General features: G+C 70.2%; 22 protein-coding genes and 2 tRNA genes. 5 read left to right on the plus strand and 19 right to left on the minus strand.

Annotation, left to right across the window (positions count from 1 at the left end; all coding sequences use genetic code 11):
- Positions 1–62 precede the first annotated feature (62 nt).
- From ACQCO7_RS07860 to pgsA, 3 genes are read right to left on the minus strand one after another with little or no spacing between them, the layout of a single operon-like run.
- Complete coding sequence (locus ACQCO7_RS07860; protein ID WP_464071133.1) at positions 63–1247, minus strand: glycosyltransferase family 4 protein; 1185 nt, start codon at positions 1245–1247, stop codon at positions 63–65.
- Entirely contained in the window at positions 1244–2152 is a 909-nt protein-coding gene (locus ACQCO7_RS07865; RefSeq protein ID WP_464071134.1) for a phosphatidylinositol mannoside acyltransferase, read from the minus strand. Before ACQCO7_RS07865 ends, ACQCO7_RS07860 begins: the two co-directional genes overlap by 4 nt.
- Entirely contained in the window at positions 2149–2817 is a 669-nt protein-coding gene (gene pgsA / locus ACQCO7_RS07870; protein ID WP_464071135.1) for a phosphatidylinositol phosphate synthase, read from the minus strand. Before pgsA ends, ACQCO7_RS07865 begins: the two co-directional genes overlap by 4 nt.
- Before the next feature lie 259 nt (positions 2818–3076).
- Between pgsA and ACQCO7_RS07875 the strand changes: the two genes are divergently transcribed.
- A complete protein-coding gene (locus ACQCO7_RS07875) occupies positions 3077–5272 on the plus strand; it encodes an elongation factor G-like protein EF-G2 (RefSeq protein ID WP_464071136.1) in 2196 nt (731 codons plus the stop codon).
- Positions 5273–5438: 166 nt separating this feature from the next.
- Positions 5439–7100 carry a hypothetical protein gene (locus tag ACQCO7_RS07880; RefSeq protein ID WP_464071137.1) on the plus strand — a complete coding sequence of 554 codons (1662 nt, stop codon included), beginning with the start codon at positions 5439–5441 and terminating at the stop codon, positions 7098–7100.
- Between the two features lie 19 nt (positions 7101–7119).
- On the opposite strand, the gene ACQCO7_RS07885 is transcribed toward ACQCO7_RS07880, so the two are convergent.
- From ACQCO7_RS07885 to ACQCO7_RS07900, 4 genes are all read right to left on the minus strand, one after another.
- On the minus strand, positions 7120–7671 hold the full coding sequence (locus ACQCO7_RS07885) for an HIT family protein (protein WP_464071138.1): 552 nt from the start codon (positions 7669–7671) through the stop codon (positions 7120–7122).
- A 152-nt stretch (positions 7672–7823) separates the two neighbouring features.
- Positions 7824–9800 (minus strand): threonine--tRNA ligase, encoded by a 1977-nt coding sequence (thrS, locus tag ACQCO7_RS07890; protein ID WP_464071139.1) that lies wholly within the window; start codon positions 9798–9800, stop codon positions 7824–7826.
- 104 nt (positions 9801–9904) lie between these two features.
- Positions 9905–11122: a hypothetical protein gene (locus ACQCO7_RS07895; RefSeq protein ID WP_464071140.1), complete on the minus strand. Its 1218-nt coding sequence runs from the start codon at positions 11120–11122 to the stop codon at positions 9905–9907.
- Complete coding sequence (locus ACQCO7_RS07900) at positions 11119–11685, minus strand: DUF4365 domain-containing protein (RefSeq protein ID WP_010351303.1); 567 nt, start codon at positions 11683–11685, stop codon at positions 11119–11121. The genes ACQCO7_RS07895 and ACQCO7_RS07900 overlap by 4 nt, the downstream gene beginning before the upstream one ends.
- 169 nt (positions 11686–11854) lie before the next feature.
- Here ACQCO7_RS07900 and ACQCO7_RS07905 point away from each other — a divergent pair, with 169 nt between their 5' ends.
- Positions 11855–12583 carry an exonuclease domain-containing protein gene (locus ACQCO7_RS07905; RefSeq protein ID WP_464071141.1) on the plus strand — a complete coding sequence of 243 codons (729 nt, stop codon included), beginning with the start codon at positions 11855–11857 and terminating at the stop codon, positions 12581–12583.
- A gap of 47 nt (positions 12584–12630) precedes the next feature.
- On the opposite strand, the gene ACQCO7_RS07910 is transcribed toward ACQCO7_RS07905, so the two are convergent.
- The 10 genes from ACQCO7_RS07910 to ACQCO7_RS07955 form a co-directional block, all read right to left on the minus strand.
- A tRNA-Val gene (locus ACQCO7_RS07910) sits at positions 12631–12702 on the minus strand.
- 39 nt (positions 12703–12741) lie between these two features.
- Positions 12742–13188 (minus strand): SRPBCC family protein, encoded by a 447-nt coding sequence (locus ACQCO7_RS07915; RefSeq protein WP_464071142.1) that lies wholly within the window; start codon positions 13186–13188, stop codon positions 12742–12744.
- A 15-nt stretch (positions 13189–13203) separates the two neighbouring features.
- Positions 13204–15936, minus strand: a complete 2733-nt coding sequence (locus tag ACQCO7_RS07920; RefSeq protein ID WP_464071143.1) for an exo-rhamnogalacturonan lyase family protein — start codon at positions 15934–15936, stop codon at positions 13204–13206.
- 125 nt (positions 15937–16061) lie between these two features.
- Entirely contained in the window at positions 16062–16655 is a 594-nt protein-coding gene (locus ACQCO7_RS07925; RefSeq protein ID WP_464071144.1) for a hypothetical protein, read from the minus strand.
- A gap of 5 nt (positions 16656–16660) precedes the next feature.
- Complete coding sequence (locus ACQCO7_RS07930; protein WP_464071145.1) at positions 16661–17536, minus strand: carbohydrate ABC transporter permease; 876 nt, start codon at positions 17534–17536, stop codon at positions 16661–16663.
- Positions 17533–18534, minus strand: a complete 1002-nt coding sequence (locus tag ACQCO7_RS07935) for a carbohydrate ABC transporter permease (protein ID WP_464071146.1) — start codon at positions 18532–18534, stop codon at positions 17533–17535. Before ACQCO7_RS07935 ends, ACQCO7_RS07930 begins: the two co-directional genes overlap by 4 nt.
- On the minus strand, positions 18534–19823 hold the full coding sequence (locus ACQCO7_RS07940) for an ABC transporter substrate-binding protein (RefSeq protein ID WP_464071147.1): 1290 nt from the start codon (positions 19821–19823) through the stop codon (positions 18534–18536). The genes ACQCO7_RS07935 and ACQCO7_RS07940 overlap by 1 nt, the downstream gene beginning before the upstream one ends.
- Positions 19824–20149: 326 nt before the next feature.
- Complete coding sequence (locus tag ACQCO7_RS07945) at positions 20150–20887, minus strand: glycosyltransferase family 2 protein (protein WP_464071148.1); 738 nt, start codon at positions 20885–20887, stop codon at positions 20150–20152.
- 63 nt (positions 20888–20950) lie between these two features.
- Positions 20951–21022: transfer RNA gene (locus ACQCO7_RS07950), tRNA-Val, on the minus strand.
- Between the two features lie 122 nt (positions 21023–21144).
- Entirely contained in the window at positions 21145–21579 is a 435-nt protein-coding gene (locus tag ACQCO7_RS07955; protein WP_464071149.1) for a TIGR02611 family protein, read from the minus strand.
- A 189-nt stretch (positions 21580–21768) separates the two neighbouring features.
- Between ACQCO7_RS07955 and ACQCO7_RS07960 the strand changes: the two genes are divergently transcribed.
- Both ACQCO7_RS07960 and ACQCO7_RS07965 read left to right on the plus strand, forming a co-directional pair.
- The gene (locus ACQCO7_RS07960) at positions 21769–22182 is read left to right on the plus strand and encodes an SsgA family sporulation/cell division regulator (protein WP_010351314.1); all 414 of its coding nucleotides are present in this window, start codon (positions 21769–21771) and stop codon (positions 22180–22182) included.
- 224 nt (positions 22183–22406) lie between these two features.
- A complete protein-coding gene (locus tag ACQCO7_RS07965; protein WP_464071150.1) occupies positions 22407–22967 on the plus strand; it encodes a CGNR zinc finger domain-containing protein in 561 nt (186 codons plus the stop codon).
- A 50-nt stretch (positions 22968–23017) separates the two neighbouring features.
- Here the strand turns inward: ACQCO7_RS07965 and ACQCO7_RS07970 are convergent, their stop codons facing one another.
- Positions 23018–23170 carry a hypothetical protein gene (locus ACQCO7_RS07970; RefSeq protein ID WP_010351316.1) on the minus strand — a complete coding sequence of 51 codons (153 nt, stop codon included), beginning with the start codon at positions 23168–23170 and terminating at the stop codon, positions 23018–23020.
- A 151-nt stretch (positions 23171–23321) separates the two neighbouring features.
- Entirely contained in the window at positions 23322–23774 is a 453-nt protein-coding gene (locus tag ACQCO7_RS07975; protein ID WP_464071151.1) for a hypothetical protein, read from the minus strand.
- Positions 23775–23892 lie beyond the last annotated feature (118 nt).

The following is a 23892-nucleotide window of genomic DNA, read 5'->3' on the forward strand; positions in this document are numbered from 1 at the left end:
GCGGTGGGTACGGCGATGGCATGAGTGGCCGTACGCACGCGACGTACGGAACGCGGCCCCCCTCAGTCCCGGGCCAGCCCCAGCCGAGCCCGGAGCCCGCCGCCCCCCGCCCGCTCGTCCGCCGCCACAGCCGCCGCCCCCGCTGTCACCGTCTCGTACACCGACAGGATGTCCGCGCCGACCACCGACCAGTCGAACCGGCGTACGTGCGCGCTCCCCCGCTCCCGGAGTTCGGCGCGTCTCGCCGGATCGTCCAGCAGCCGGATCGCCGCCTGAGCGAGCGCGTCCGCGTCCTCGTTGGCGAACAGTTCACCGGCGGCGCCCTGGTCCAGCACCTGGGCGAACGCGTCGAGGTCGGAGGCCAGCACCGGCGCCCCCGCCGACATCGCCTCGACCAGGATGATCCCGAAGCTCTCGCCGCCGGTGTTGGGAGCGACGTACAGGTCGATGCTGCGCAGCAGACGCGCCTTGTCCACGTCGGAGACCATGCCGAGGAACTCCACCCGGGACCGCAGCTCGGCGGGCAGCCCGGCGACGGCCTCCTCCTCGTCCCCGCGCCCGGCGATCAGCAGACGCGCGCCGGGACGCTCGGCGAAGATCCGCGGGAGCGCCTTGACGAGCACCGGCAGCCCCTTGCGGGGTTCGTCGATACGCCCGATGAACCCGAGGGTCTCGCCCCGCGCACCGGCCCCCTGCCACTGCTCCCGGGGCTCGGCGCGCGCGAAGAAGTCCACGTCGACCCCGTTGGGAATCACCACCGCGTCCCCCCCGAGATGCTCCACCAGCGTCCGCCGCGCGTACTCGCTCACCGCGATGCGCGCGCTGATCTTCTCCAGCGCGGCCTGGAGGATCGAGTACGCGGCGATCATCGCGCGCGAGCGCGGGTTGGACGTGTGGAACGTCGCGACCATCGGCCCCTGCGCGGCCCAGCACGTGAGCAACCCCAGCGACGGGGACGTCGGTTCGTGGATGTGGACGACGTCGAAGGCGCCGTCGTGGAGCCAGCGGCGTACGCGCGCGGCGCTGAGGAAACCGAAGTTGAGGCGGGCGACGGAGCCGTTGTACGGGACGGGGACCGCGCGGCCGGCGGAGACGACGTACGGCGGAAGGGGGGTGTCCTCGTCGGCGGGCGCGAGGACGGAGACTTCGTGACCCAGGCGGATGAAGTACTCCGAGAGGTCCCGGATGTGGAACTGGACGCCGCCCGGCACGTCCCAGGAGTACGGGCAGACGATCCCGATCCTCACGCGGGCCCCCTCGCGGGGTCGAGGTCCGCGAGCCACAGCCGTTGCAGCATGTGCCAGTCCTCCGGATGGTCGGCGATTCCCGAGGCGAAGGCATCTGCCAGCGCCTGTGCCATGACAGACGTCTTCTCGCCCCGGGTACCTGACGCGGGTACCTCGATCGGGGGATGCACCCGTCCGCGCATGACGGGCGAGTCGTCGTACCAGAGGGTCACCGGCAGCAGCAGCGCACCCGTCTGCTGGGCCAGCAGGGAGGGCCCGGCCGGGATACGGGTCCGCTCACCGAAGAAGTCGACCTCGACGCCGTTCGCGGACAGGTCGCGCTCGGCGACGAGGCACACGAGCCCCCCGTCGCGCAGGCGCCGCGCGAGGGTGGCGAAGGCGGTGCCGCCGCTGTGCGGCAGGACCTCCATGCCGAGCCCCTGCCGGTAGGCGACGAACCGGTCGTACAGGGACTCGGGCTTGAGGCGTTCGGCGACCGTCGTGAACGGGGTGTCGAGTCCCGTCGTCACCCACGCGCCCGCGAGGTCCCAGTTGGCCATGTGCGGCAGCGCGAGAACGACGCCCTTGCCGGAGGCGAGAGCGTCGGTGAGGTGATGGACGTCCTTGGGATCGAAACCGCCCTTGACACGCTCCTCGCTCCACGCGGGCAGGCGAAACGATTCCATCCAGTACCGCAGGTACGACCGCATACCCGCGCGGGACAGCTCCCTGAGCTGCTCGGGGCTCGCGTCGGGCCGTACGCGCGCGTAGTTGCTCTCCAGCCGCAGCACCCCCTTGCCGCGCCTGCGCCAGGCGACGTCGGCGATGACCTGTCCGAGGCGTACGGCGACAGGTTCGGGGAGCTTCTTGACGGCCCCCCAGCCGGCGCCGTACAGCACGTCCGTCAACCGGTCCCGGGCGTTCACCCGGCCGCCTCCTGCTGCGCGGCGGCGGCAGCGGCGGCGTCGGCCTCGGCGGACTCGCGGCGGACCGTGACGACCCGCTGGACCAGCGTGACGAGGCTGCCGACGGCGACGAGCCACAGCGCGACCGGCAGCAGGTACTGGATACCGGGCACACCGAACTTGTGGAGCCCGGCGAGCCCCGCGGCGACCAGGGACACCACGAGCCGCTCGGCGCGCTCCACGAGCCCGTTGACGGCCACCGGGAGCCCGATCGACTCGCCGCGCGCCTTCGTGTACGACACGACCTGCCCGCTCGTCAGGCAGAAGATCGAGACGGCGCACAGGACGTTGTCGTCGCCGCTGCCCGCGTACCAGAGCGCGAACCCGCCGAAGATGGCGCCGTCGGCGACCCGGTCGAGCGTGGAGTCCAGGAAGGCGCCCCAGCGGCTGGAACGGCCGAGCTGGCGGGCCATGTTCCCGTCGACCAGGTCGGAGAACACGAACAGCGTGATGACGATCGTGCCCCAGAAGAACTCGCCCCGGGGGAAGAAGACCAGCGCGCCCGCGATCACACCCGCCGTGCCGATCAGCGTGACCGTGTCGGGGCTGACGCCCCGCCTGATCAGAAACGTGGCGAACGGTGTGAGGACACGCGTGAAGAACGCACGCGCGTACTTGTTCAGCATGGCTTTCCCGACAGTCGTAAGGCGCCGCGCGGCCCTTGCTGGCCACCGGCTGGCCCATCGTAGCCACGCGCGCGCCTGTACGACGGTCGGGCACCCGCACCCGTCCTTTGGCGCGAAGGGTTCGCGTCCGCCGTATGGACGCCCCGTGACGGGAGTGGAAAGCTCGAAGGACCGCGGGCGTCACCGGAGCCGCCGCTGGTCGCGGATCCGTGCGTGCCCGCGTCCCAGGGACCTCACCCGATGCTCGGGAGGCAAGGACATGGGCGACAAGGCGAACGCACACCTCGGGGCCGCCGGCAGGGCTACGGCGGCCGGCCACCCCGCGTCCGTACGGAATGTGGTGCTGGTCGGCCACTGCGGAGCGGGCAAGACGACACTGGTGGAAGCTCTCGCGCTGACGGCGGGGGCGGTGAACAGGGCGGGCCGGGTCGAGGACGGCGGGACCGTCTCCGACTACGACGAGATCGAGCACCGCCAGCAGCGGTCCGTACAGCTCTCGCTGGTGCCCGTCGAATGGGACGGCATCAAGGTCAACCTCCTCGACACACCCGGGTACGCCGACTTCGTCGGCGAGCTGAGGGCCGGTCTGCGCGCGGCGGACGCGGCCCTCTTCGTCATCTCGGCGGCGGACGGCGTGGACGGCGCGACGCGCATGGTGTGGGACGAGTGCGCGGCCGTGGGGATGCCCCGCGCGATCGTCGTCACGCATCTGGAGGCGGCCCGCGCGGACTTCGAGGAGATGGTCAGCACGTGCGCGCGGACGTTCGGCGGGGACGACCCCGACGCCGTCCTCCCGCTCTACCTGCCGCTGCACGGACCCGCGGGACCCGACGGCCACGCACCCGTCACCGGCCTCACCGGCCTCCTCACGCGCACCCTGTTCGACTACGCGTCCGGCGAGCGCAAGGAGTCCGAGCCGGACGAGGCACAGCTCCCGGCCATCGAGGAGGCCCGCAACCGGCTCATCGAGGGGATCATCGCGGAGAGCGAGGACGAGACCCTCATGGACCGCTACCTGGACGGCGAACAGATCGACGTCCAGACCCTCGTCGACGACCTGGAGCGGGCCGTCGCGCGCGGGACGTTCTTCCCCGTCCTCGCCGGCGCGCCCGCGGCGGACGGCGCCCGCCAGGGCATCGGGACCGTCGAACTCCTCGAACTGATCACACGCGGGTTCCCCACCCCGCTGGAGCGCGAGGCACCGCACGTGACGACCATCGACGGCCGTACGCGCGCGCTGAAGCCCTGCGACCCCGGCGGACCCCTCGTCGCCGAGATCGTGAAGACCACCTCCGACCCCTACGTCGGCCGGGTCTCCCTCGTCCGCGTCTTCTCCGGCACCCTGCGCCCCGACGAGACGGTGCACGTGTCCGGGCACGGGCTCGCCGACCGGGGGCACGAGGACCATGACGTCGACGAGCGGGTGGGCGCCCTGTCGGCGCCGTTCGGGAAGCAGCAGCGGGTGCTGTCGCACTGCATCGCCGGGGACCTCGCGTGCGTCGCGAAGCTCGGGCGGGCCGAGACCGGGGACACGCTGTCCGCGAAGGACGACCCGCTGCTGATGGCCGCCTGGCGGATGCCCGACCCGCTGCTGCCGCTCGCCATCGAGGCGCACAGCAAGGCCGACGAGGACAAACTGTCCCAGGGCCTCGCCCGGCTCGTCGCCGAGGACCCGACGATGCGCCTCGAACACAACGCGCACACGCACCAGGTCGTCCTGTGGGCGCTCGGCGAGGCCCACGCGGACGTCGCGCTGGAGCGGCTGCGCAGCCGGTACGGGGTGCAGGTCGACGTCGTCCCGCACAAGGTGTCGCTGCGGGAGACGTTCGCCGCGCGCTCGGGCGGGCGCGGACGGCACGTCAAGCAGTCCGGGGGGCACGGGCAGTACGCCATCTGCGAGATCGAGGTCGAGCCGCTCCCCGGGGGTTCCGGGATCGAATTCGTCGACAAGGTGGTCGGCGGCGCGGTGCCCCGCCAGTTCATCCCGTCCGTCGAGAAGGGCGTCCGCGCCCAGGCCGCGCGCGGGGTCGCCGCCGGGTACCCGCTCGTCGACGTCCGCGTCACCCTCCTCGACGGCAAGGCCCACTCCGTGGACTCCTCCGACGCCGCGTTCCAGACGGCCGGCGCGCTCGCGCTGCGCGAAGCCGCCGCCGACGCGACGATCCACCTGCTGGAGCCGGTCGCCGAGGTCAGCGTCCTGGTCGGCGACGACTACGTGGGCGCCGTCATGAGCGACCTCTCCAGCCGCCGGGGCCGCGTCCTCGGCACGGAACAGACCAGCCCCGGCCGCACGCTGGTCCGCGCCGAGGTGCCCGAGATCGAGATCGGCCGGTACGCGGTCGACCTGCGCTCCCTGTCCCACGGCACGGCCCGCTTCGACCGCGTGTACGCACGGCACGAGGCGATGCCGGCGCATGTGGCGGAGAAGGTGCGGGAGCAGGAGGAGAACGCGTAAGGGGGGCGGGGGCGGGCCCAGCCGCTCGCCCCCGACTCCCCTTCCCCCGCTCCGGGTCCGGATGTCAGTGGGGGCGGATACCCTGATGACCTGATCAACAGGTGTGCGGAGCACGGAAGTCGGGAAAGCCGCAGGAGCGGGTCCGGGCGGCGATGGGGGCGGTTACATGACCGTTGACAGTGTGTACGGCGACATCTTCGGCCCACAGGTGCCGCTGATGGGCGACGGAGGACAGACGGCGACGTTCGCGCTGGCCTCGGCCGCCTACCGGGACAGCCCGGCGGAGGAGATAAAGAAGGCCGACAACGAGTGGCACCAGTCGTCGGTGAGCACCGGCCGCAAGTGGGCCAAGATCTTCCGGCCCAACCTCGGCGAGGCATTCTCCCAGGCCGTCATCGACCGCATGCTCGGCGTCGGCCGCAAACCCCTCATCCAGTCCTTCGGCGCGGAACCCGCGGTCATCGTCGAGCACTGCCTCGCCGCGAACAACATCCGCCGCGAACGGGACCGCAAACTCGGCGCCATCATGTTCCTGTGCGGCGTCGTCTTCCTGCCCGGCCTGCTGCTCTGGCTCGGCGTCTTCCAGCTCCGCGCCATGACGGGCAGGAGCAGCAACAAGCGCGCCTCGGGCCTCGCCACCGCCCTCCTCGTCGTCGTCGGCATCCTCGCCGCGATCCTCCTCGTCAAGCTGCCCTTCGGCGGCATCCTCGGCTGGTACGTACGCGGAGCGATCGTCGCCCCCGTCGCCGGCTGGTTCCTCGCCCGCCGCATCTGCGAGTCCACCGCCAAGGACCTGCGTGAACGCTGGGACAGCCTCCTGTCCGGTGCCGGCGTCGGCGCGAAGATCCCCGAGGCCGTCCCCACCAGCCCCGACCAGGCCGCCGCCGAACAGCTCCGCCAGTCGCTGGCCCGCCTCTCCGCCGAACAGCAGTCCAACGGCGTCTTCTACGCGGGCCCCAAGGGCATCCTCGGCATGGGCACCCGCTGGGGCTCCTGGCACCTCGCCGAGGAACTCGTCCCCCTCGACCCGGTCAAGGGCGTCCACGAGTTCCGCAGCTGGACCGTCGCCCGCGCGATCAGCGACCAGCTCAACCTGCTGCAACGCCAGAGCCTCAAGACCGGCGGCTTCCCCGCCCCCTCCGTACGGCACTGGGTCGTCTCCCACGTCGGCGAGGGCGCCAAGGCCGTCACCCGGCCCGAGGGCACCGACGTCGAGGCGTACCAGTTCAAGCCCAGGGCCATCGAGGACATCTGCAACAACCAGCAGTTCGGCGGCGGCAACCGGCACTACCTCGGCGTCCAGTGGACCACCTGGGACGGCCAGCTCATCATCACGATGATGATCACCGTCACCGTCCTGCACGAGACGCTGCGCATAGAGGTCACCGGCCACGCCCTCGGCCCCGTCAACGGCCTGTTCATGTCCAAGCCCGAGGCCCCCACCAAGGAGGTCGCCAAGACCGTCCGCTTCTGGGAGACCCGCAAGATAAAGCTCCCCCTCGTCACCACCGACGAGGTCGTCCGCCTCGGCGCCCGCGCGACGATCAGCTGGTACCCCCCGCTCCTCCAGTGGCTCGGCGGCTCCATCAGCCTCCCCGAACCCTTCGGCCTGCGCCACGCCTGGGCCGACCAGCCCTGGAAGAACCGCTTCATGGCCGACGACGCCCTGCGCACCGCGACCCCCGTCCTGCGCGTCGTCCACGCCGCGACGATCAAGGTCCTGCGCGAACACGACGTGGACGTCGAGAAGTTCGTCAACCGCGCCGGAATCCTCAGCGGCGGCGTACAGGACCCGAGCCCCGGAAAGTCGGACACCTACAACGCGTGAGCCCGCGCCGGCCGAGCCCTCACGACTCGGCCGGCCACGCCTCCGCCAGCATCTTCCGCGTGTCCGCCAGCAGCTGCGGCAGCACCCGCGTGTGCCCCACCACCGGCATGAAGTTCGTGTCCCCGCCCCACCTCGGCACGATGTGCTGATGCAGGTGCGCCGCGATCCCCGCGCCCGCCACCGCGCCCTGGTTCATCCCCAGGTTGAACCCGTGCGCCCCCGACGCCTTCCGCAGCGCCGTCATCGCCTGCTTCGTGAGCTTCGCGACCTCCGCCGTCTCCGGGTCCGTGAGGTCCGTGTAGTCGGCGACGTGACGATACGGCACGGCCATCGCGTGACCGCCCGTGTACGGGTACAGGTTGAGCACGACGTACGCCAGCTCCCCCCGCCTGACGATCAGCCCGTCCTCGTCGGACTTCGCCGGAATCGAGCAGAACGGACACCCGTCGTCGGCCCCCGGACCGGTCGGCTTGCTCTCACCCTGGATATAGGCCATCCGATGAGGCGTCCACAGGCGCTGGAACGCGTCCGGCACGCCCACTCCGATCTGCTGCTCCGGCTCACTCGTCATGGTGAGCAGCATATGGCGTACGCCTGGGGGCAGGGGAAAGGCCCCCGGAGCGAACTCCGAGGGCCGGAACCCCGCTGGCGCGGGGACGACAACTGCTGTCCCCGATTCCGGATCTCTTGCATCGGATCACCCCCGCAGTCGCGGGGAGGGAATCACACCTGTACGCGGCGCTCCACCACGTCAACGAGCTTAACCAACGCCTGGTCCCGCGGAATCCCGTTCTCCTGCGAACCGTCCCGGTACCGGAACGACACCGTGCCCGCGTTCATGTCCTCGTCACCGACGATGATCATGAACGGCGTTTTGCTCCTCTGCGCGTTACGGATTTTCTTCTGCATCCGGTCCGACGAGGAGTCCACCTCGACCCGCAGCCCCTTCTTCTTCGCCTCGGCCGCGAACTCCGTGAGGTAGTCGATGTGCGCGTCCCCGATCGGGATGCCCACCGCCTGCACCGGAGCCAGCCACGCCGGGAACGCCCCCGCGTAGTGCTCAAGCAGCACGGCGAAGAACCGCTCGATGGACCCGAACAGCGCACGGTGGATCATGACCGGACGCTGCTTCGTCCCGTCCGCCGACGTGTACTCCAGGTCGAACCGCTCCGGCAGGTTGAAGTCGAGCTGGATGGTCGACATCTGCCAGGTGCGGCCAATGGCATCTTTGGTCTGCACGGAGATCTTCGGCCCGTAGAACGCGGCACCGCCCGGGTCCGGCACCAGCGGCAGTCCCTGCTTCTCGGCCACCTGCCGCAGCGTCTCCGTCGCCTCTTCCCAGACCTCGTCCGACCCGACGAACTTCTCCGGGTCCTTGGTCGACAGCTCCAGGTAGAAGTCATCGAGCCCGTAGTCCCGCAGCAGCCCCAGCACGAACGTCAGCGTCCGGTCCAGCTCGTCGGACATCTGCTCACGCGTGCAGTAGATGTGAGCGTCGTCCTGAGTGAACCCGCGCGCGCGGGTCAGACCGTGCACGACACCCGACTTCTCGTACCGGTACACGGTTCCGAACTCAAAGAGACGCAGCGGCAGTTCACGGTACGACCGCCCCCGCGCGTCGAAGATCAGGTTGTGCATAGGGCAGTTCATCGGCTTGAGGTAGTAGTCCACGCCCTCGTCGAGCTGCATGGGCGGGTACATACCGTCGGCGTACCAGTCGAGGTGACCGGACTGCTCGAAAAGCTTGCCCTTGGTCGCATGGGGCGTGTAGACGAACTCGTACCCCTCCTCCTCGTGCCGCCGCCGCGAGTAGTCCTCCATCACCCGGCGGATGATCCCGCCCTTGGGGTGGAAGACCGCGAGCCCGGAGCCGATCTGCTCGGGGATGGAGAAGAGGTCCAGCTCGCTGCCGAGCTTGCGGTGGTCGCGCTTCTCGGCCTCCACGAGGAAGTCGAGGTGCGCCTTCAGCTCGTCCTTGGACGGCCAGGCGGTGCCGTAGATGCGCTGGAGCATGGGGTTTTTCTCGCTGCCCCGCCAGTACGCGGCGGCGTTCCGCATCAGCTTGAACGCCGGGATCATCCGGGTCGACGGCAGGTGCGGACCACGGCACAGGTCCTTCCAGCACAGCTCGCCGGTCTTCGCGTCGAGGTTGTCGTAGATCGTCAGCTCACCGGCGCCGACCTCGACGTCCGCGCCGTCGTCGGAGGAGGCGGACCCCTTGAGCCCGATCAGCTCCAGCTTGTACGGCTCGTTCGCCAGCTCCTCGCGGGCGGCCTCGTCGGTCACCACACGGCGGGCGAACTTCTGCCCCCTGCGCTGGATCTCCTGCATCTTCTTCTCGATGGCCTTGAGATCCTCGGGCGTGAACGGCTTCTCGACGTCGAAGTCGTAGTAGAAGCCGTCCTTGACCGGCGGTCCGATGCCGAGCTTGGCCTCGGGGAAGATCTCCTGCACGGCCTGCGCCATGACGTGGGCGGCGGAGTGCCGCAGGATGTTGAGCCCGTCCTCGGAGGAGATCTCGACCCCTTCGACGGTCTCGCCGTCGGACACCACGTACGCCAGGTCCTTCAGCTCACCGGCCACGCGCGCGGCGATGATCGAGCGCTCGCCGGCGAAGAGGTCGGCAGCCGTGGTCCCCGTCGTCACCACGCGCTCTTCCCGCTCGGAATCGCGTTGGATGGTCACACGGACGTCTGACACCGGTCTCTCCTGCCTGAAGGTGAAATGCGGCGCCATACGAGGAGCGCGCGCAAGAGGGGATCGTACCGACCCGGGAGCACCCACCGCGAAACAAGCCCCCCAGGTCAGTCGTCCAGCTCGCCCCCGCACGCCTCCTCGAAGAAGTCGAGGTTCTCCTGGAGCGACTTGAGCAGCCGGTCCCGCTCCTCGTCGTCGACTTCGACGGGTACGACGCCGTACCCCTCCGCCAGCCGCCGGAACCCGCCCCGGCTCTCCAGCCGTCCCCGTACCCGGACCGGCAGCCCCAGCAGATGCGCCTGCCCGGCGATCCGGTAGTCCTCCTCGTCGAGCCGCACCCGCACCTGGGCCACCTCGGCCCCCGCAAGGACCCGCAGCCGCACGCTCCCCTCCCCCCGGGGCCCGGACCGCCGCAGCCGCAGGACGGCCCCGGTCACCGTGACCGGCACGGACGGCTCCTCCCGCAGGTACCGCGCCCCGGCCTCGCGCAGCACGGGTACGTCCCCCGGCGAGAACTCGACGGCCTCCCCGGACCCGGCGCACCCCTCGGGCACCCCGGCGCCGGGCGCCCACTCGACGGCGATGCGCGCCCCCTCCGTACCCCGCACGAGCGAGATGAGTGCCTCGGTCAGCTCCCGGCTGACGCCTGCCTCGACGGCGGCGTCGAAGGCGTCCATGCCGCCGGTGGCCCGCTGGTAGTCGACGGCTTCGCGGGCGGCGTACAGCGCCTGGTGCAGGCGTACGGCGAGGGGCCGGGCGGCGCCGACGGGGACGAACGCGGTGAGCCGGCGTCCTCCTTCGGCGGTGCCGACGAGGACGTCGTCGAGGAGTGCGGAGGCGCTGTGGCGGTGGCGGGCGCCGTGGTAGCCGGCGGGGGCGCGGGTCGCGAGGGCGGCGGCGAGGAGGGTGCGGCGGGCGGCGGCGCGCAGTTCGTCGTCGGCGTTCCAGGAGGCGGCGTTCCAGGCCGCGGGTCCTTCGGGGATGTCCCGCCACCAGCGGATCTCGTCGCTGGGGACGGCGAGCCCGAGCAGGACCTCGCGCGCGGCGGGTGTTCCGGTGCGGGTGAGTGCGGTGAGTGCCTCGGTCAGCAGGTCGTCGCTGTCGGGGTAGGCGCGGGTCTCGGGGACGAGGAGGCTGGTCGTGGTGCCGGGTCCGGGCGGGGTCCAGCGTCCGTAGCGGCCGGGTGCTCCGCCGCGCCGCTGCCAGCCGTGCCGGCGCAGGAGGGCGGCGAGGACGGCGGGGTCGACGTCGGTGGCGTCGGGGACGCGGTACCAGCCGTCGGGTTCGGGGTGGGGCCGTAGTTCGTCGAGCGGCCGGTGGCTCATGGTCGTCCTCCCGTCCCGACCCGCGTCATGATCTCGCACAGCGCCCGGTCGTCGAAGATGCGTGAGGTCGGTATCCGTACGGTGGTGCGGGTGCGGCCGGTGATCGGCCGGCCGGCGAGGTTGACCCAGTAGCAGCAGTGCCGCAGGTCGAGGCGGTCGTGGCCGGCGCGCAGCCAGTCGTCCGGGGAGCGCGGGACGAGCATGACGACCAGGATCTTGTGCACGGACACCGGGGTGCGCGCGAGTTTGCGCAGGTGGTCGTTTTCGAGGGTGAAGGGGAAGGTGCGGCCCGGCGGGTGGGGCGGGAGCTGGTACGTCGCCTTGAGCTGGACCTTGATGGTGACCTCGTCGTCGACGGTGTGGCCGGGTGAGCCATGGCTGACGTGCCAGTCGATGCCGTTGTCCGGGAACGGCTGGGACAGCGAGCAGCCGGCCGCGGCGGCGACGGCGTGCAGATAGCCGACCTGCAAGGTCTCCATGCAGGCGGTGGTGGCGAGCGTGCCGCGATGGGGGCCCGTGCGTTCGGGCAGCAGCCCGCCCCGCTCGGGCTGCGCTATCGCCATGACCAAAAGCCTTCCCCGTTATTGCGAGTTCTTGGTGCGGTCCGGTGAACTCCCGGCTCCCGCACTCCTGTTGTGTCCTTCCGGCGTACGGCGCAAACAGCCCGGGTATCACCAAACAGGCAGAAGACGGCATGTCATCGGCCGTGCGTGAACGAGGGGTTGTGAGGATATGACGTGCTGGTACGAAGGCCCCCTCGCGGCCTTCGACACGGAGACGACAGGAGTGGACGTCGAGTCGGACCGGATCGTGTCGGCCGCGCTCGTCGTGCAGGACGCCACGGGGACCCGGCCCCGGGTGAACCGCTGGCTGGTCAACCCGGGTGTACCGGTGCCGAGTTCGGCGACGGCGGTGCACGGGCTGACGGATGAGCACCTCCAGCGCAACGGCCGCTGGCCGGCGCCGGTGATGCACGAGATAGCGGAGCTGCTGGCCGAACAGGCGGCCGTGGGGCGGCCGTTGGTGGTGATGAACGCGCCGTTCGACCTGACGCTCCTGGACCGCGAGCTGCGCCGGCACCGGGCGTCGTCCTTGGACGACCGGCTGGAGCGGTCCGCGTTGCGCGTCCTGGACCCCCGGGTCCTCGACAAGCATCTCGACCGCTACCGCAAGGGCCGCCGCACGCTGACGGACCTGTGCGAGCACTACGGCGTGACGCTCGCCGAGGCGCACGACGCGGCGGCCGACGCGCTGGCCGCGCTGGAGGTCGTCCGGGCGGTCGGGCGCCGCTTCTCGGCGCGCCTCGAACGCCTCTCCCCCGGCGAGCTGCACACCCTCCAGACGGGCTGGCACGCGGCCCAGGCGCGCGGCCTCCAGGCGTGGTTCGCGCGCAGCGGGCAGGAGGAGACGGTGGACCAGTCCTGGCCGGTCCGCCCGCCGGCGCTCCCGGCGGCGGCGTGAGGGCAAGCGAAAGGCCGGTCAGCTTAGGCTGACCGGCCTTCTCCCGGTGGGCGATACTGGGTTCGAACCAGTGACCTCTTCGGTGTGAACGAAGCGCTCTCCCACTGAGCTAATCGCCCGGGAACGCACTGAACAATACAGTCCCGCGTGCCTTTCCTTCAAACCGTTCGCAGATACGCGGCCAGCCCGCGCCGCCCGTCGCGCATCATCAGCCGGTGATTGGCCCGGAACAGTGGCCGCCCCGGTACGGCGAGCACCCGCAGCAACGGCTTGTGGACGTCGACGACTTGCTCGTACGTCGCAAGGGTCCCGCCCTCACGGGCCTCAAGCCTCCACCGCGCCCACCCTTCGAGATCCCCGCTCATGGAGATCTCCAGCACCCCGGCCGCCGGGTCCCGCCGGACCTCGCGCGCGACGAAGGTGAGCCCGTAGGGAAGGGTGGCACGGATGCGTACGACGCCGCTGGTGTCGTCGATGGGGGTGACCTCGCGGACCTGCGGCCACCACTGGGGGTACTCCTCGGCCCGCTCCAGTGCCGCGTAGACGGCGGCGATCGGAGCGGGCAGGTGCCACAGGCTGTGGAAGCGGTAGTGCGTCCAGTCCATGGGACCAGTGTGGGGCTACGGCATCTTGTTCCCCAGCAGCGCCAGGTTCTCGATCGCCGCGAGTCCGTACAGCGCGGTGTCGTTGGTGGACACCCAGGTGGCCTCGCTACCGGGGACCAGCGCGGTGGGTCCGGTCACCTTCTCCGTCCTCCACGGCGCGCTCTCCTTGTAGCCGTCGGAGTTGTAGAACTTGTCCCAGGCCCGCTTGGCGAGCTTCTCGTCCCCGGTCTTGACGGCGGCGTACGCGTCGAGCCGCGAGTGCCCCTGGAACAGCAGCAGCGTCCCGAAGTTGGACCCGTACCGTGCCGCCTGTTCGGCCTTGGTGGCGTTGAAGTACCGGCAGTAGTCGAAGTACGCCTCGTTGAACCGGGGCATGTCGACAAGGTGGATCAACTCCGCGCAGAGTTCGTTGAGTCCGAAGACGGCGGAGAGGTGCGAGACCCCGACGACCGGCGCGGGCGCGACCGCGAACTTCCCCGTGTCGAGGTCGTACAGCCCACTCCCCTGCACGAACCCGTTGGGCTGCGCGGCGATGGTCTCCATCGTGGACAGCACCCGCGCCTTCGCCTTCTCCCACTTGGGCCCGCGCCGCTCCCACTCGGTGAGCCACGCGGAGACGAGCCCGCTCCAGTCGGTGCCGAACCCGATGGACAGGGCGTGCCGGTCGGGCGTGTAGGGCTCGGTGCGGATCTTGCGGATGGGGTCGAGGACGAGGAACGTCTCGTCGGAGTCGACGTTCGCGTGCATGAGGTCACCGACGCGTTCGTCGGCGGTGAGGAAGTAGTAGTAGCGCCGGTACGTGGTGTTGGCGATCCGCTGCTGCTTCGCGCTGTCGGCGTAGTGCTGGACGCCGTGCCGGGTGCCGAGCCCGGCCCACTTGCCGAGGTGGTACACGTCGACCTCCCCGGTGTGCCGGGTCATGGCCTCGGCGAACCGGAAGATGTCGGAGCGGCCGGAGCGCAGGTACGCGTACCAGAGCCAGAGGTCGGGCGACAGTTCGGAGTTGTCCCACGCGTACCCGCCGATGTCGTACCGCCACTGGTGCCGCACGGTGTCGTACGTGTGCATGATGTCGCCGTAGTCCCAGAAGCCGTACCAACGGCGCTGCTCCACCTGGTCCTTGTAGTACGTGAAGAGGAAGTCGAGGTGGTCCTCGATCTTCGCCTTGGCCGGGGTGGAGCGGTCGGGCTCGGAGTAGAGGCCGGGTCCGAAGACACCGGCTTTGATCAACTGCTGGGGCGGCGCGGCCAGTTGCGGCAACACCCGGACGGCGTCGACCTGTTGGGCGAGCGTTTCCGGTGTCGGTGTGGACTCGTTGGCCCAGAAGAGGAGTTCGGAGGTACGCGCGATGCCGTAGGGCGTGCCGAACTCGGGTTCGTAGTCCTCGTACGTGATGTTGAGGCCCTCGAGCTGTTCGGGGAACGTGTCCTGGCCCATACCGTCGTGGTAGAAGCGCAGGTCCATCGGCTGGGCCTCGGGCGACCAGAGCCAGAGGGTGACCTCGGCCTCGTCGGTCTGGGCGTCGCGGATGTCGAGCTGGGAGGGGTGGCGTTCCCAGAAGTCCCGCAGCCCGAAGGAGAATCCGCCGCTCGCGCCGCCGACGTACCCGAATCCGGAGGCCCGCTTGCCGCCGCCCGCGCCGATCCAGCCGTGGCCCTTCTTGGTGCGCTTGCGCACGGTGAAGCCGTCGGAGGAGAGCTGGGAGAGGGTGTAGTCGCCCCACTCGGGGATGTACTGGAGCCGGGTGGTGACCCGCTGGTCCCAGGTCGACGGGTCGGGCAGCTTCTTCCCGGCGAACTGGGCTTCCTGGACGGCGATTCCGGGGTCGCGGCGCAGTCCGGTGATGCCCTTGACGGCCTCGCGGAGCAGGCCCGTGCCCTCGCCGCCGATGCGGATGTGGCGGTCGTACGCCTGGTCGCGCATCGGGACGGTGAAGCGGACGCCGAGGCCGCGGATGAAGTCGCCGCTCGCCTTGCCGGGTTCCTGGGTGCCGTCGTACGTGATGGTGTGGACCATGCGGAAGGAGTCGGCACCCGCGTAGAAGTAGAGGCGGATCGAGAAGGGGAGCCAACTCCGGTTGCCCTTGCGGTGCTTGCCGTCGATGCGGACGACCGCGCGGACGGGGCCGTCCTGTTCGACGGTCACCTCGGAGATGGCGCCCTCGAAGCGTTCGGTCTTGACGGTGCCCTGGTCCTCGTCCTCGATCTCGGGCTGGCGGATGAGGACGAGGCGGCCGTTCTTGGCGATCTCGGTGGAGCCGCGTCTGACGGACTTGATGAGGGTCGCGCCGGACTTGCCGATCTTCACGTCGACGACGCCGGTCGACACGTCGATCGTGCCGCCGCTCTTGTCGACGGTGACCTTCTTGCCGGGCGCGGTCGGCGTACCCGGGGCCAGCGTGAGCTTGCCGTCGCCCGAACTCACCGCGTGGGCGGTCCACTTGAGGGAGCCGTCGGGCCAGTAGGCGATGGGCCAGGACTGGACGGGGACGTCCTTGCCGGCGGCGTCGGTGACCGCGAACGCCTGGTCCTCCGGGAAGGCGCCCATCGGCCAGGGCACGCCGAGCGTGGAGCCGGGGGCGGCGCCGAGGCCGCCGTCCTCCAGCCAGTCCAGGGTCACCGGGTCGGCGGCGCCGCTCCGGGCGCCGGGCGCGGCGGAGGCGTTCGAGCCGAGCGCCCAGCTGAACTGCGCGGCGACTCCTGCGACGGCTGCCGCTTTGAAGAGGGATCTGCGAGGAAGGGGGGACATGGCCGTTCCTTTCCGTGCGGGGGAAGCTTCGGGCTGGTCAAGGGCATGACAGAGGAAGGCACGGGGGGACACCGGCCTTGGTCGGGGTACGGCGCCGGGGGCGCCGTACCGGTAAAAGCGACTGCTCAGCGGCGCCGGTACCGCTCCTCCACCGCCAGCGCCGCCGCGACGACGGCGCCGAGGACGGGAGCGCCCAGCGGCGCGATGAACCACGCGGACATGACGACCACCGCGAGCCCGGCGACGACGAGGAAGGAGCCGGCCGGGTCGAGGACCGTACGGCGCCCGGACCCGGCGAGCAGCTCGCGCCAGCGGTCGCCCGGCGTCCAGACGGCCGCGGCCCGCAGCAGCGCGACGGCGGCCCCGATCAGGGCGAACACCCCGATCGCGCCGATCAGCGGCCCGCCCGGCAGCCCCGCGCGCACGGCCCACACGTCGACCCAGACCGCGACGACGGCCGCCCACCCGGCGAGCCCGACGGCCCACCCGCCGCGCAGCGCCGTACGGAAGTCGGCGATGAACTCCCGCAGTCCGCCGTCCACATGGGCGGTGCGGCGGGCCAGGTGGCGGCTGCCGGCGGCGAGTGCGGCGGGGTAGGTGACGACGCCGAGGCAGGCGACGGCGATCCAGACGCCGGTGAGCAGGCACTCGGCGAAGACCGCGAACCTCTCCGCGAACACGGACTCCTTGCGGGGCTTCACCCGCGTCTCGGTGGCCATCGGCGTCAGCCCTTGAGTCCGGAGGTCGCCATACCGTCGATGAGGTAGCGCTGGAAGGCGAGGAAGAACGCGAGGACGGGCAGCAGCGCGACGAGGGACATGGCGATCATGCCGCCGTAGTCGGCCACGCCTTCCTGGTCGACGAACATCTTCAGGCCCAGGGAGACGGTGTACTTGTCGGGCTCGTTGAGGTAGATCAGCGGGCCCATGAAGTCGTTCCACGAGTTGATGAACGTGAAGATCGCGCTGGTGATGAGGGCCGGGCGGCACAGCGGGAGCACGATCGACCAGTAGATGCGCAGGTGCCCGCAGCCGTCGAGGCGGGCGGCCTCGTCGAGCTCCTTGGGCAGGTTGCGCATGAACTGGACCATGAGGAAGACGAAGAACGCCTCCGTGGCGAGGTACTTGCCCAGCAGCAGTGGGGTGTACGTGTTGATCATGTCCATGTTGCGGAAGAGCACGTACTGCGGGATGAGCAGGACGTGGTACGGCAGCAGGAGGGTGCCGATCATCAGCGTGAAGAGCAGGTTGCGGCCCGCGAACTTGATGCGGGCGAACGCGTAGGCGGTGAGCGAGCAGGAGATGACGATCCCGATCACCGAACCGACCGCGAGGGTCAGGGAGTTGACGAAGAAGGTGGAGATCGAGATGTCCGCGATGCCGTCACTGAGCCGCTGATAGTTGCCGATGATGGGGTCGCTGGGGAAGAGGTCGAGGCTGCCGACGATGTCCTCGCTCTTCTTGAACGAGCCGCCGATGACCCAGATCACGGGGTAGAGGATCACGGCGAGGATCGCGAGGGAGCCGAGGTGCCAGGCGAGGGAGCCGGTGCGCTTGCGGCCGGTGCCCGACGACTTGTGGACCGTGGTCGTGGTGCTCATCGGGCGCCCTCCTCGTAGTGCACCCACTTCTTCTGCGACCAGAAGAGGACGGCGGTGACCAGCGCGACGGCGATGAGCAGCAGCCACGCCATGGCGGAGGCGAGACCCATCCGGCTGTTCTCGAAGCCCTGGACGTACAGATAGCAGGTGTAGACCATCGATCCGTCGGCCGGTCCGCAGGCGTTGCCGCCCGCGCCGCCGCCGACGATGTACGCCGAGCTGAAGATCTGGAAGGAGTGGATGGTCTCCAGCAGGACGTTGAAGAAGAGGACGGGGGAGATCATCGGCAGGGTGATGTTCCAGAACCTGCGCCAGGTCCCGGCGCCGTCCATCTCGGCGGCCTCGTACAGCTCGCGCGGGACCTGCTTGAGGCCGGCGAGGAAGATGACCATCGGCGCGCCGAACTGCCAGACGGTGAGGGCGACGAGGCTGTAGATGATCAGCTCGGGGTCACCGGTCCAGCCGCCGGCATTGATGCCGAAGAACTGCTGGGTCTGGTCGACGACCGCGTCGTCCGAGAAGATCGCCTTCCAGACGATCGCGATGGAGACGCTGGCCCCGATCAGGGAGGGTGCGTAGAACGCGGCCCGGTAGAAGGCCTGGCCGCGCCGCTTCTGGGCGAGCAGCAGGGCGACGCCGAGCGCGGCGAGCAGCTTGAGTGGCGTACCGACGACGACGTACCAGAGGGTGACCTGGACCGAGTGGCGCCAGCGGGGGTCGCCGAACATCTCGGAGAAGTTGTCGAGGCCGATCCACTTCGGCGGGTCGAAGAGGTTGTAGTCGGTGAACGCGAAGTAGAGCGAGGCGACCATAGGGCCCGCGGTGAGCAGGAGGAACCCGGCGATCCACGGCGACATGAAGAGGTAGCCGGCCAGGTTCTCGCGGCGCAGGCGACGCTTGAGCTCGGGGGGTCTGGCCAACCGCTCCGGGCCGCTGGGCGGCCCGGAGTCCAAGGTCTGGCCCTCCAGTGCGGGGGCGTGTGTCACGGTGGTTCCCATCAGGCCTTGAGGGCCGTCTTCGACTCGGTGAAGAACTGCTTGACGGCGTCGTCCACCGACCGGGTCCCGAGCGCGAGTTCCTCGGCGATCCGCAGGAACGCGGACTCGCAGATGTCGGCGCCGCTGGGGTGCGGGGTGATGGGTTCCAGGACGCCGGAGGCGACGAGGGACTCCTCGTAGGCGGCGATCGACTTGTTGACCTCGTCGGTCGGCTTGAACGCGTCGTACTGCGCCTGGGTGGCGGGGATGCCCCGGTCGTAGCCCATGATCTTGGCGACCTCGGGGTCGTGGACCATGAAGCTGATGAACTGGGCGACTTCCTTGGGGTGCTTGGTGCGCTTGGAGGCGCTCAGCATGAGGGAGCCGAGGTACTGGCCGGTCTTCTTGCCGTCCGTGGTGGGGATGGGGGCGAGGCGGTACTCGCTCTTCCCCTCGGAGGTGTAGCGGACGGTGAAGTTGTCCCAGGTGAACTCACCGGCGGCGAGTTCGGCGGCGACGGCGGACTTCGGCTTGATCTGGGCGACCTTCTTGGCGTCGGCGAACTCGCCCTGTTCCAGGCCCTGTTCGGCCTTGGTCCACCAGTCCTTGAGGTCCGACTCGGTGAATCCGAGGCCGTCGGCGGTGAAGAACGCCTTGCCGTTCTGGCGCAGGTACAGGTCGTAGAGGTACATGACGCCGTACATGCCGGAGTCGCCCGCGCGGCCGGTCTTCTGGTGGATCTTCAGCATCGCGGCGTGGAAGTCGTTCCAGGTCCAGCCCTGCTTGGGGGTGACGCCGGAGCGGGTGTAGACGGGCTGGTCGATGACCAGGGCCATCGAGTTGGAGCCGACCGGGACGCCGAGGAGCTTGCCGTCGACCTCGCCGAACTTGTCGAGTCCGGCGCGGAAGCCGTCCATGGAGAGGTGGCCGGCCTTGACCTGTGAACTCAGGTCGAGCAGAACGTTCTTCGCGTCGTATTTCCGCAGGAATCCGATGGCGTTCTGGAAGACGTCCGGCGGATTTCCCCCGGAAGCCTGGGTATTGAACTTCTTCCAGAAGTCGCCGTACGGCTGGAAGTCCGTTTTCACCTTGATCTTCGGGTACTTCTTCTCGAAGAGCGCGATGGTCTGGTTGATTCTCTTCGCGCGGTCGTCGGCTCCCCACCACGCGTAACGGATCGTCACCGTCCCGTCGGAGGACGAACCGCTGTCCCCGCCGCATCCCGTCGTCGCCGCCAGCCCGAGTGTGGCTGCCGTCGCTCCGGCCGCCTTCAGGATCGTTCGCCTCTCGATATTCCTGCTGGTTCCCACAGTCGGGCCCTCCCCGCAGCGTCGTTGCCGCTTGCATGAATCGTTTCAAGAAAGCGCTTGCTGGCACAAGGTACGAGGGGGGTGAGAGAGCGTCAATGATTCGGACAGGATTTTCTTGCGGGACGGCTCGGGGACGGCCCTGCGCACCAAGTACCGCACACGGCCGTCACGTTGACATATCCGCAGGTGAGCGAGGCCGGTTCGAGCACCCGAACGCCGGATGCCCCGCCGAGCGGCGGCGGGCACGGGCCGAAATTCGCCGGGGTGGTTTGAACGGGCTCTTGGGGTGGTCTGGTACGGGTACGGCGGGTTGGTGCCGTCTGTCCCTAGTCGAACAGCGCGGCGAGCTGCTCGGCCCGCTCGTCGATCAGGCGCATGCGCAGGGCGCGTTCGACCGGTTCGGAGTGGGCGTCGCCCGCGGAGACCTGACCCGGCCACCTGCGGTACAGCAGGCCCGGTTCACCGGTGAAGTGGCCCGCCGCGATCGTGCCGGCCGCGATCAGCAGACCCGTGTCGTCCGAGCCGGGTACGGCCATCCAGCCGCCGAGGGCCACGGCGAGGGTGCGGCGGACGCAGAGGGTGGTGGGGTGGACGGGGAGGCGGTGGCCGTGGGTGCGCCAGTAGGCGGCGACCGCGCCCCGGGGGATCGGGCCGGGGTCGGGGTCGTTGTCGTTGGCGGCTGTCGTGCCGTCGGGGAGGAGGTCGAGGGCGCGGGAGGTGGCCCAGCCGGTCGCCGGGTCCTGGAGGGCCTCGATGTCCCTGGCCAGGGCGCCGGGGGTGAGGACGTCGTCCTGGTCGAGGTTCTTGACCAGGGTGCCCTCGGCGCGGGAGAGGCCGAGGTTGCGGGTGATGGCGACGCCGCCTCGGCGGCCCCGCGCCGTACGGATACGGGGGTCCTCCGGGAGCAGCGTCTCGGCGATGCCCGTCCCGCCGTCCTCCTGGACGATCCACTCCCAGGACCAGCCTGGCGGGAGGGTCTGCGCGGCGAGGGAGGCGTGGGCGGCCTTCAGGTGCTCGGGGCGGGGGTCGTAGATCGGCGTGATGATCGATATCAGGCTGGCCACGCGCGCTCCCCCTGGGCATGCACCAGGGGCCGTTCCGAATGCCGGAACGGCCCCTGGATCGGGTGGGCGATACTGGGTTCGAACCAGTGACCTCTTCGGTGTGAACGAAGCGCTCTCCCACTGAGCTAATCGCCCGGGTGCGGGGTGAACATTACCGCATGTCAGGGGGTGGGTCGGACCGGTGAGGGTCGGGCCACCGAAGGGGAGGCGGTCGGTGGCGGGGGGTGACCGGCGGGGAGGCGGTCAGGCGGCCGGACTCACTGGTTCTTGATGTTCCACGGCATCTCCAGGCCGTACTTCCAGAGGTAGATGCCGGCCAGGACGCCGATGATCACCAGCGCGATCGACGTCAGGATGATGTTCCGCCGGCGCACCTTCGGGTCGAGGGCCCGCTGGGCGGCCTCCGTGACCTTGCGTTTCGTCCAGCGCAGGACCAGCTGCGCCCAGACGAACTCGGTGGCCCAGATCGCCATGCCCGCGAAGATCACGACCCAGCCGGGCCCCGGCAGCGGCAGCATGACGATGCCGAGCCCCACGACCGCGAGGCCGACGACGAAGACGCCGACCTGCCAGCTCAGGTGCAGTGTCCTGCTCTTCTTGATGAACGCCGGCGCCTTGGATCCGAGACCCTCGGGTCCCGCACTGTCCGTGACCACGGTCGCCTCGCCGGGCTCGTCACTCCCCGTATTCATACCTGAACCTTACCGGAGAGAATCCGGTCACCGGAATGGTGGTACCGGGAGAAGAGGGTCTCGGCCGGAAGAGTTACGTAAAGACGCACAAAACCCTCAGAGGGGTTTACAACGGCACCGTAGGTGGCATGTCGATTTCGCCGACGTGCGAATCCCCGAGCGCACACTGAGCGAAAGGCCCTGGCGCTTATGAACACCACGGTCAGCTGCGAGCTGCACCTGCGCCTCGTTGTGTCGAGCGAGTCCTCCCTGCCTGTTCCCGCAGGCCTGCGGTACGACACGGCCGATCCCTACGCCGTGCACGCCACCTTCCACACCGGAGCCGAGGAGACCGTCGAGTGGGTGTTCGCCCGCGACCTCCTCGCGGAGGGCCTCCACCGGCCCACCGGCACCGGCGACGTCCGCGTGTGGCCGTCGCGCAGCCACGGTCAGGGGGTCGTCTGCATCGCCCTCAGCTCCCCTGAGGGCGAGGCCCTCCTGGAGGCACCCGCGCGGGCACTGGAATCCTTCCTGAAGCGCACCGACGCGGCCGTGCCACCTGGCACGGAGCATCGGCACTTCGACCTCGATCAGGAGCTGTCGCACATCCTGGCGGAGAACTAGCCAGGGAACATCTCCACCCGCCCGACGCCGTCCACTCGGGGAGACGGACCGGGCAGACACGAACGCGGGCCGTACCAGTCCGCGACCGACGCCGCCCACCGGTTCTCCGGTGGGCGGCGTCGGTGTTGGGCGCGGGTCCGTGGGCCCGGACCCCCTGAGCGGTGCGGCTACCATCGGCCAGCATCGGCGGGCGCGTGGCCCGTCCTCAGGGCAGGGAGCGAAATGTGCTGATCCCCCACGACACCCGGTGTGCGCTGGACGCGGTGGTGGGCCTGGTCAACACCGCGCCGGAGGACGAGACGGCGGTGGACGGGCTGCTGGACGTCCCCTCGCTGGAAGAGTTCGTACGATCCAACGAGATCAGCGGCGTCGAGGCGCTGTCCCAGGCCGACCTGGAGTCGGTCCGCGCGCTGCGGGAGCGGTTCGCCGAGATCTTCGCGGCGGCGGATGCCCGCAGCGCGGCGGAACTGATCAACAAGCTGGTCGCGGGGGCGGGCACGACTCCGCAGCTCACCGATCACGACGGGTACGACTGGCACGTCCACTACTTCGCCCCCGGCGCCTCCCTCGCCGACCACCTCGCCGCCGACTGCGGCATGGCCCTCGCGTTCTTCGTCGTCGCCGGCGAACAGGAACGTCTGCGCCGCTGCGAGGCCCCCGACTGCCGCCGGGCCTTCGTCGACCTCTCCCGCAACCGCTCGCGCCGCTACTGCGACAGCAGGACGTGCGGCAACCGCTTGCACGTGGCGGCCTACCGGGCCCGGCGGAAGGAGGCCACGGGGTGAGGGGGAGTGTGCGCGCGCCCCGGCGGATGGCGCCGGGGAGCGCGGGACGGTCACAGCAGCAGCAGGTCGTGCAGGGCTGCCATGAGGAGGAGGGACCCGATCACCGCGAGGAAGATCATGAGCGGTGGCTGGGATAGGGCGAAGAGGCATCCGCGCGGCTCGTCCTGAGGGGGCGCGGCCTCGCTCTGTGTCGTGTCCAGCATCTCGCGGGCGATGATGGCGCAGGTGGGGCCCCTGCCGCGATCAACACGCGCGGGTTGAGCGGGAGTTCGCCGAAACCGTCGAGGTCCGTTTCAGGGTGTGATCGTTTCCGCGCGGCCGGGGAACCACTTGTGTCGTTTCAGCCGAGGTGCCTCAAATGCCGTGCTTCTTGAGAATCGCCTCGATGTCGCTGAAGTCCTCGCCGGAGGAGGCGGGTTCCGTACGGCGGCCCGCTGCGGGCCGGGACTGGCGGGGCGCCGCCGCGCCGAGCGTCGGCGTCGAGGCACCCGGCGCCACGGCCTCGCGGTTCGCCGTGCGCGCCGCCGCCCTGCGCTCCTTGCGGGTACCGCCCCTGCGCCGTTCCACGGACCGGGTCAGCGCGAACAGCCCCCAGGCGCCGCCGAGTACGGCGAAACCCGCCCAGGCGGCCGGGCTGAACGCCGTGTCCGCCGCCCACTTGACGACCCCGGTCATCACGAGGCCCAGCGGCACCAGCGCGTAGGCCGCCATGCGGGCCGCCGCCAGGAAGCGTTTCCGGTACGCCGTCACCGCCGCGATGCCCAGGCCGGCCGCGGCGACAGCGGAACAGACGGTCTCGGCAATCATCCGGTCCTCCAGACTCGGTGTGCGCAACTCGCACGGGCCGGCGCACCCCGTTCCCCCGGGCCGCGCGTCCCGTCCTGTCTCCATCGTGCACCTCCCCCACCCGTTGCGGCCACGCCCC

It is taken from the genome of Streptomyces saintjeani, assembly GCF_055409605.1.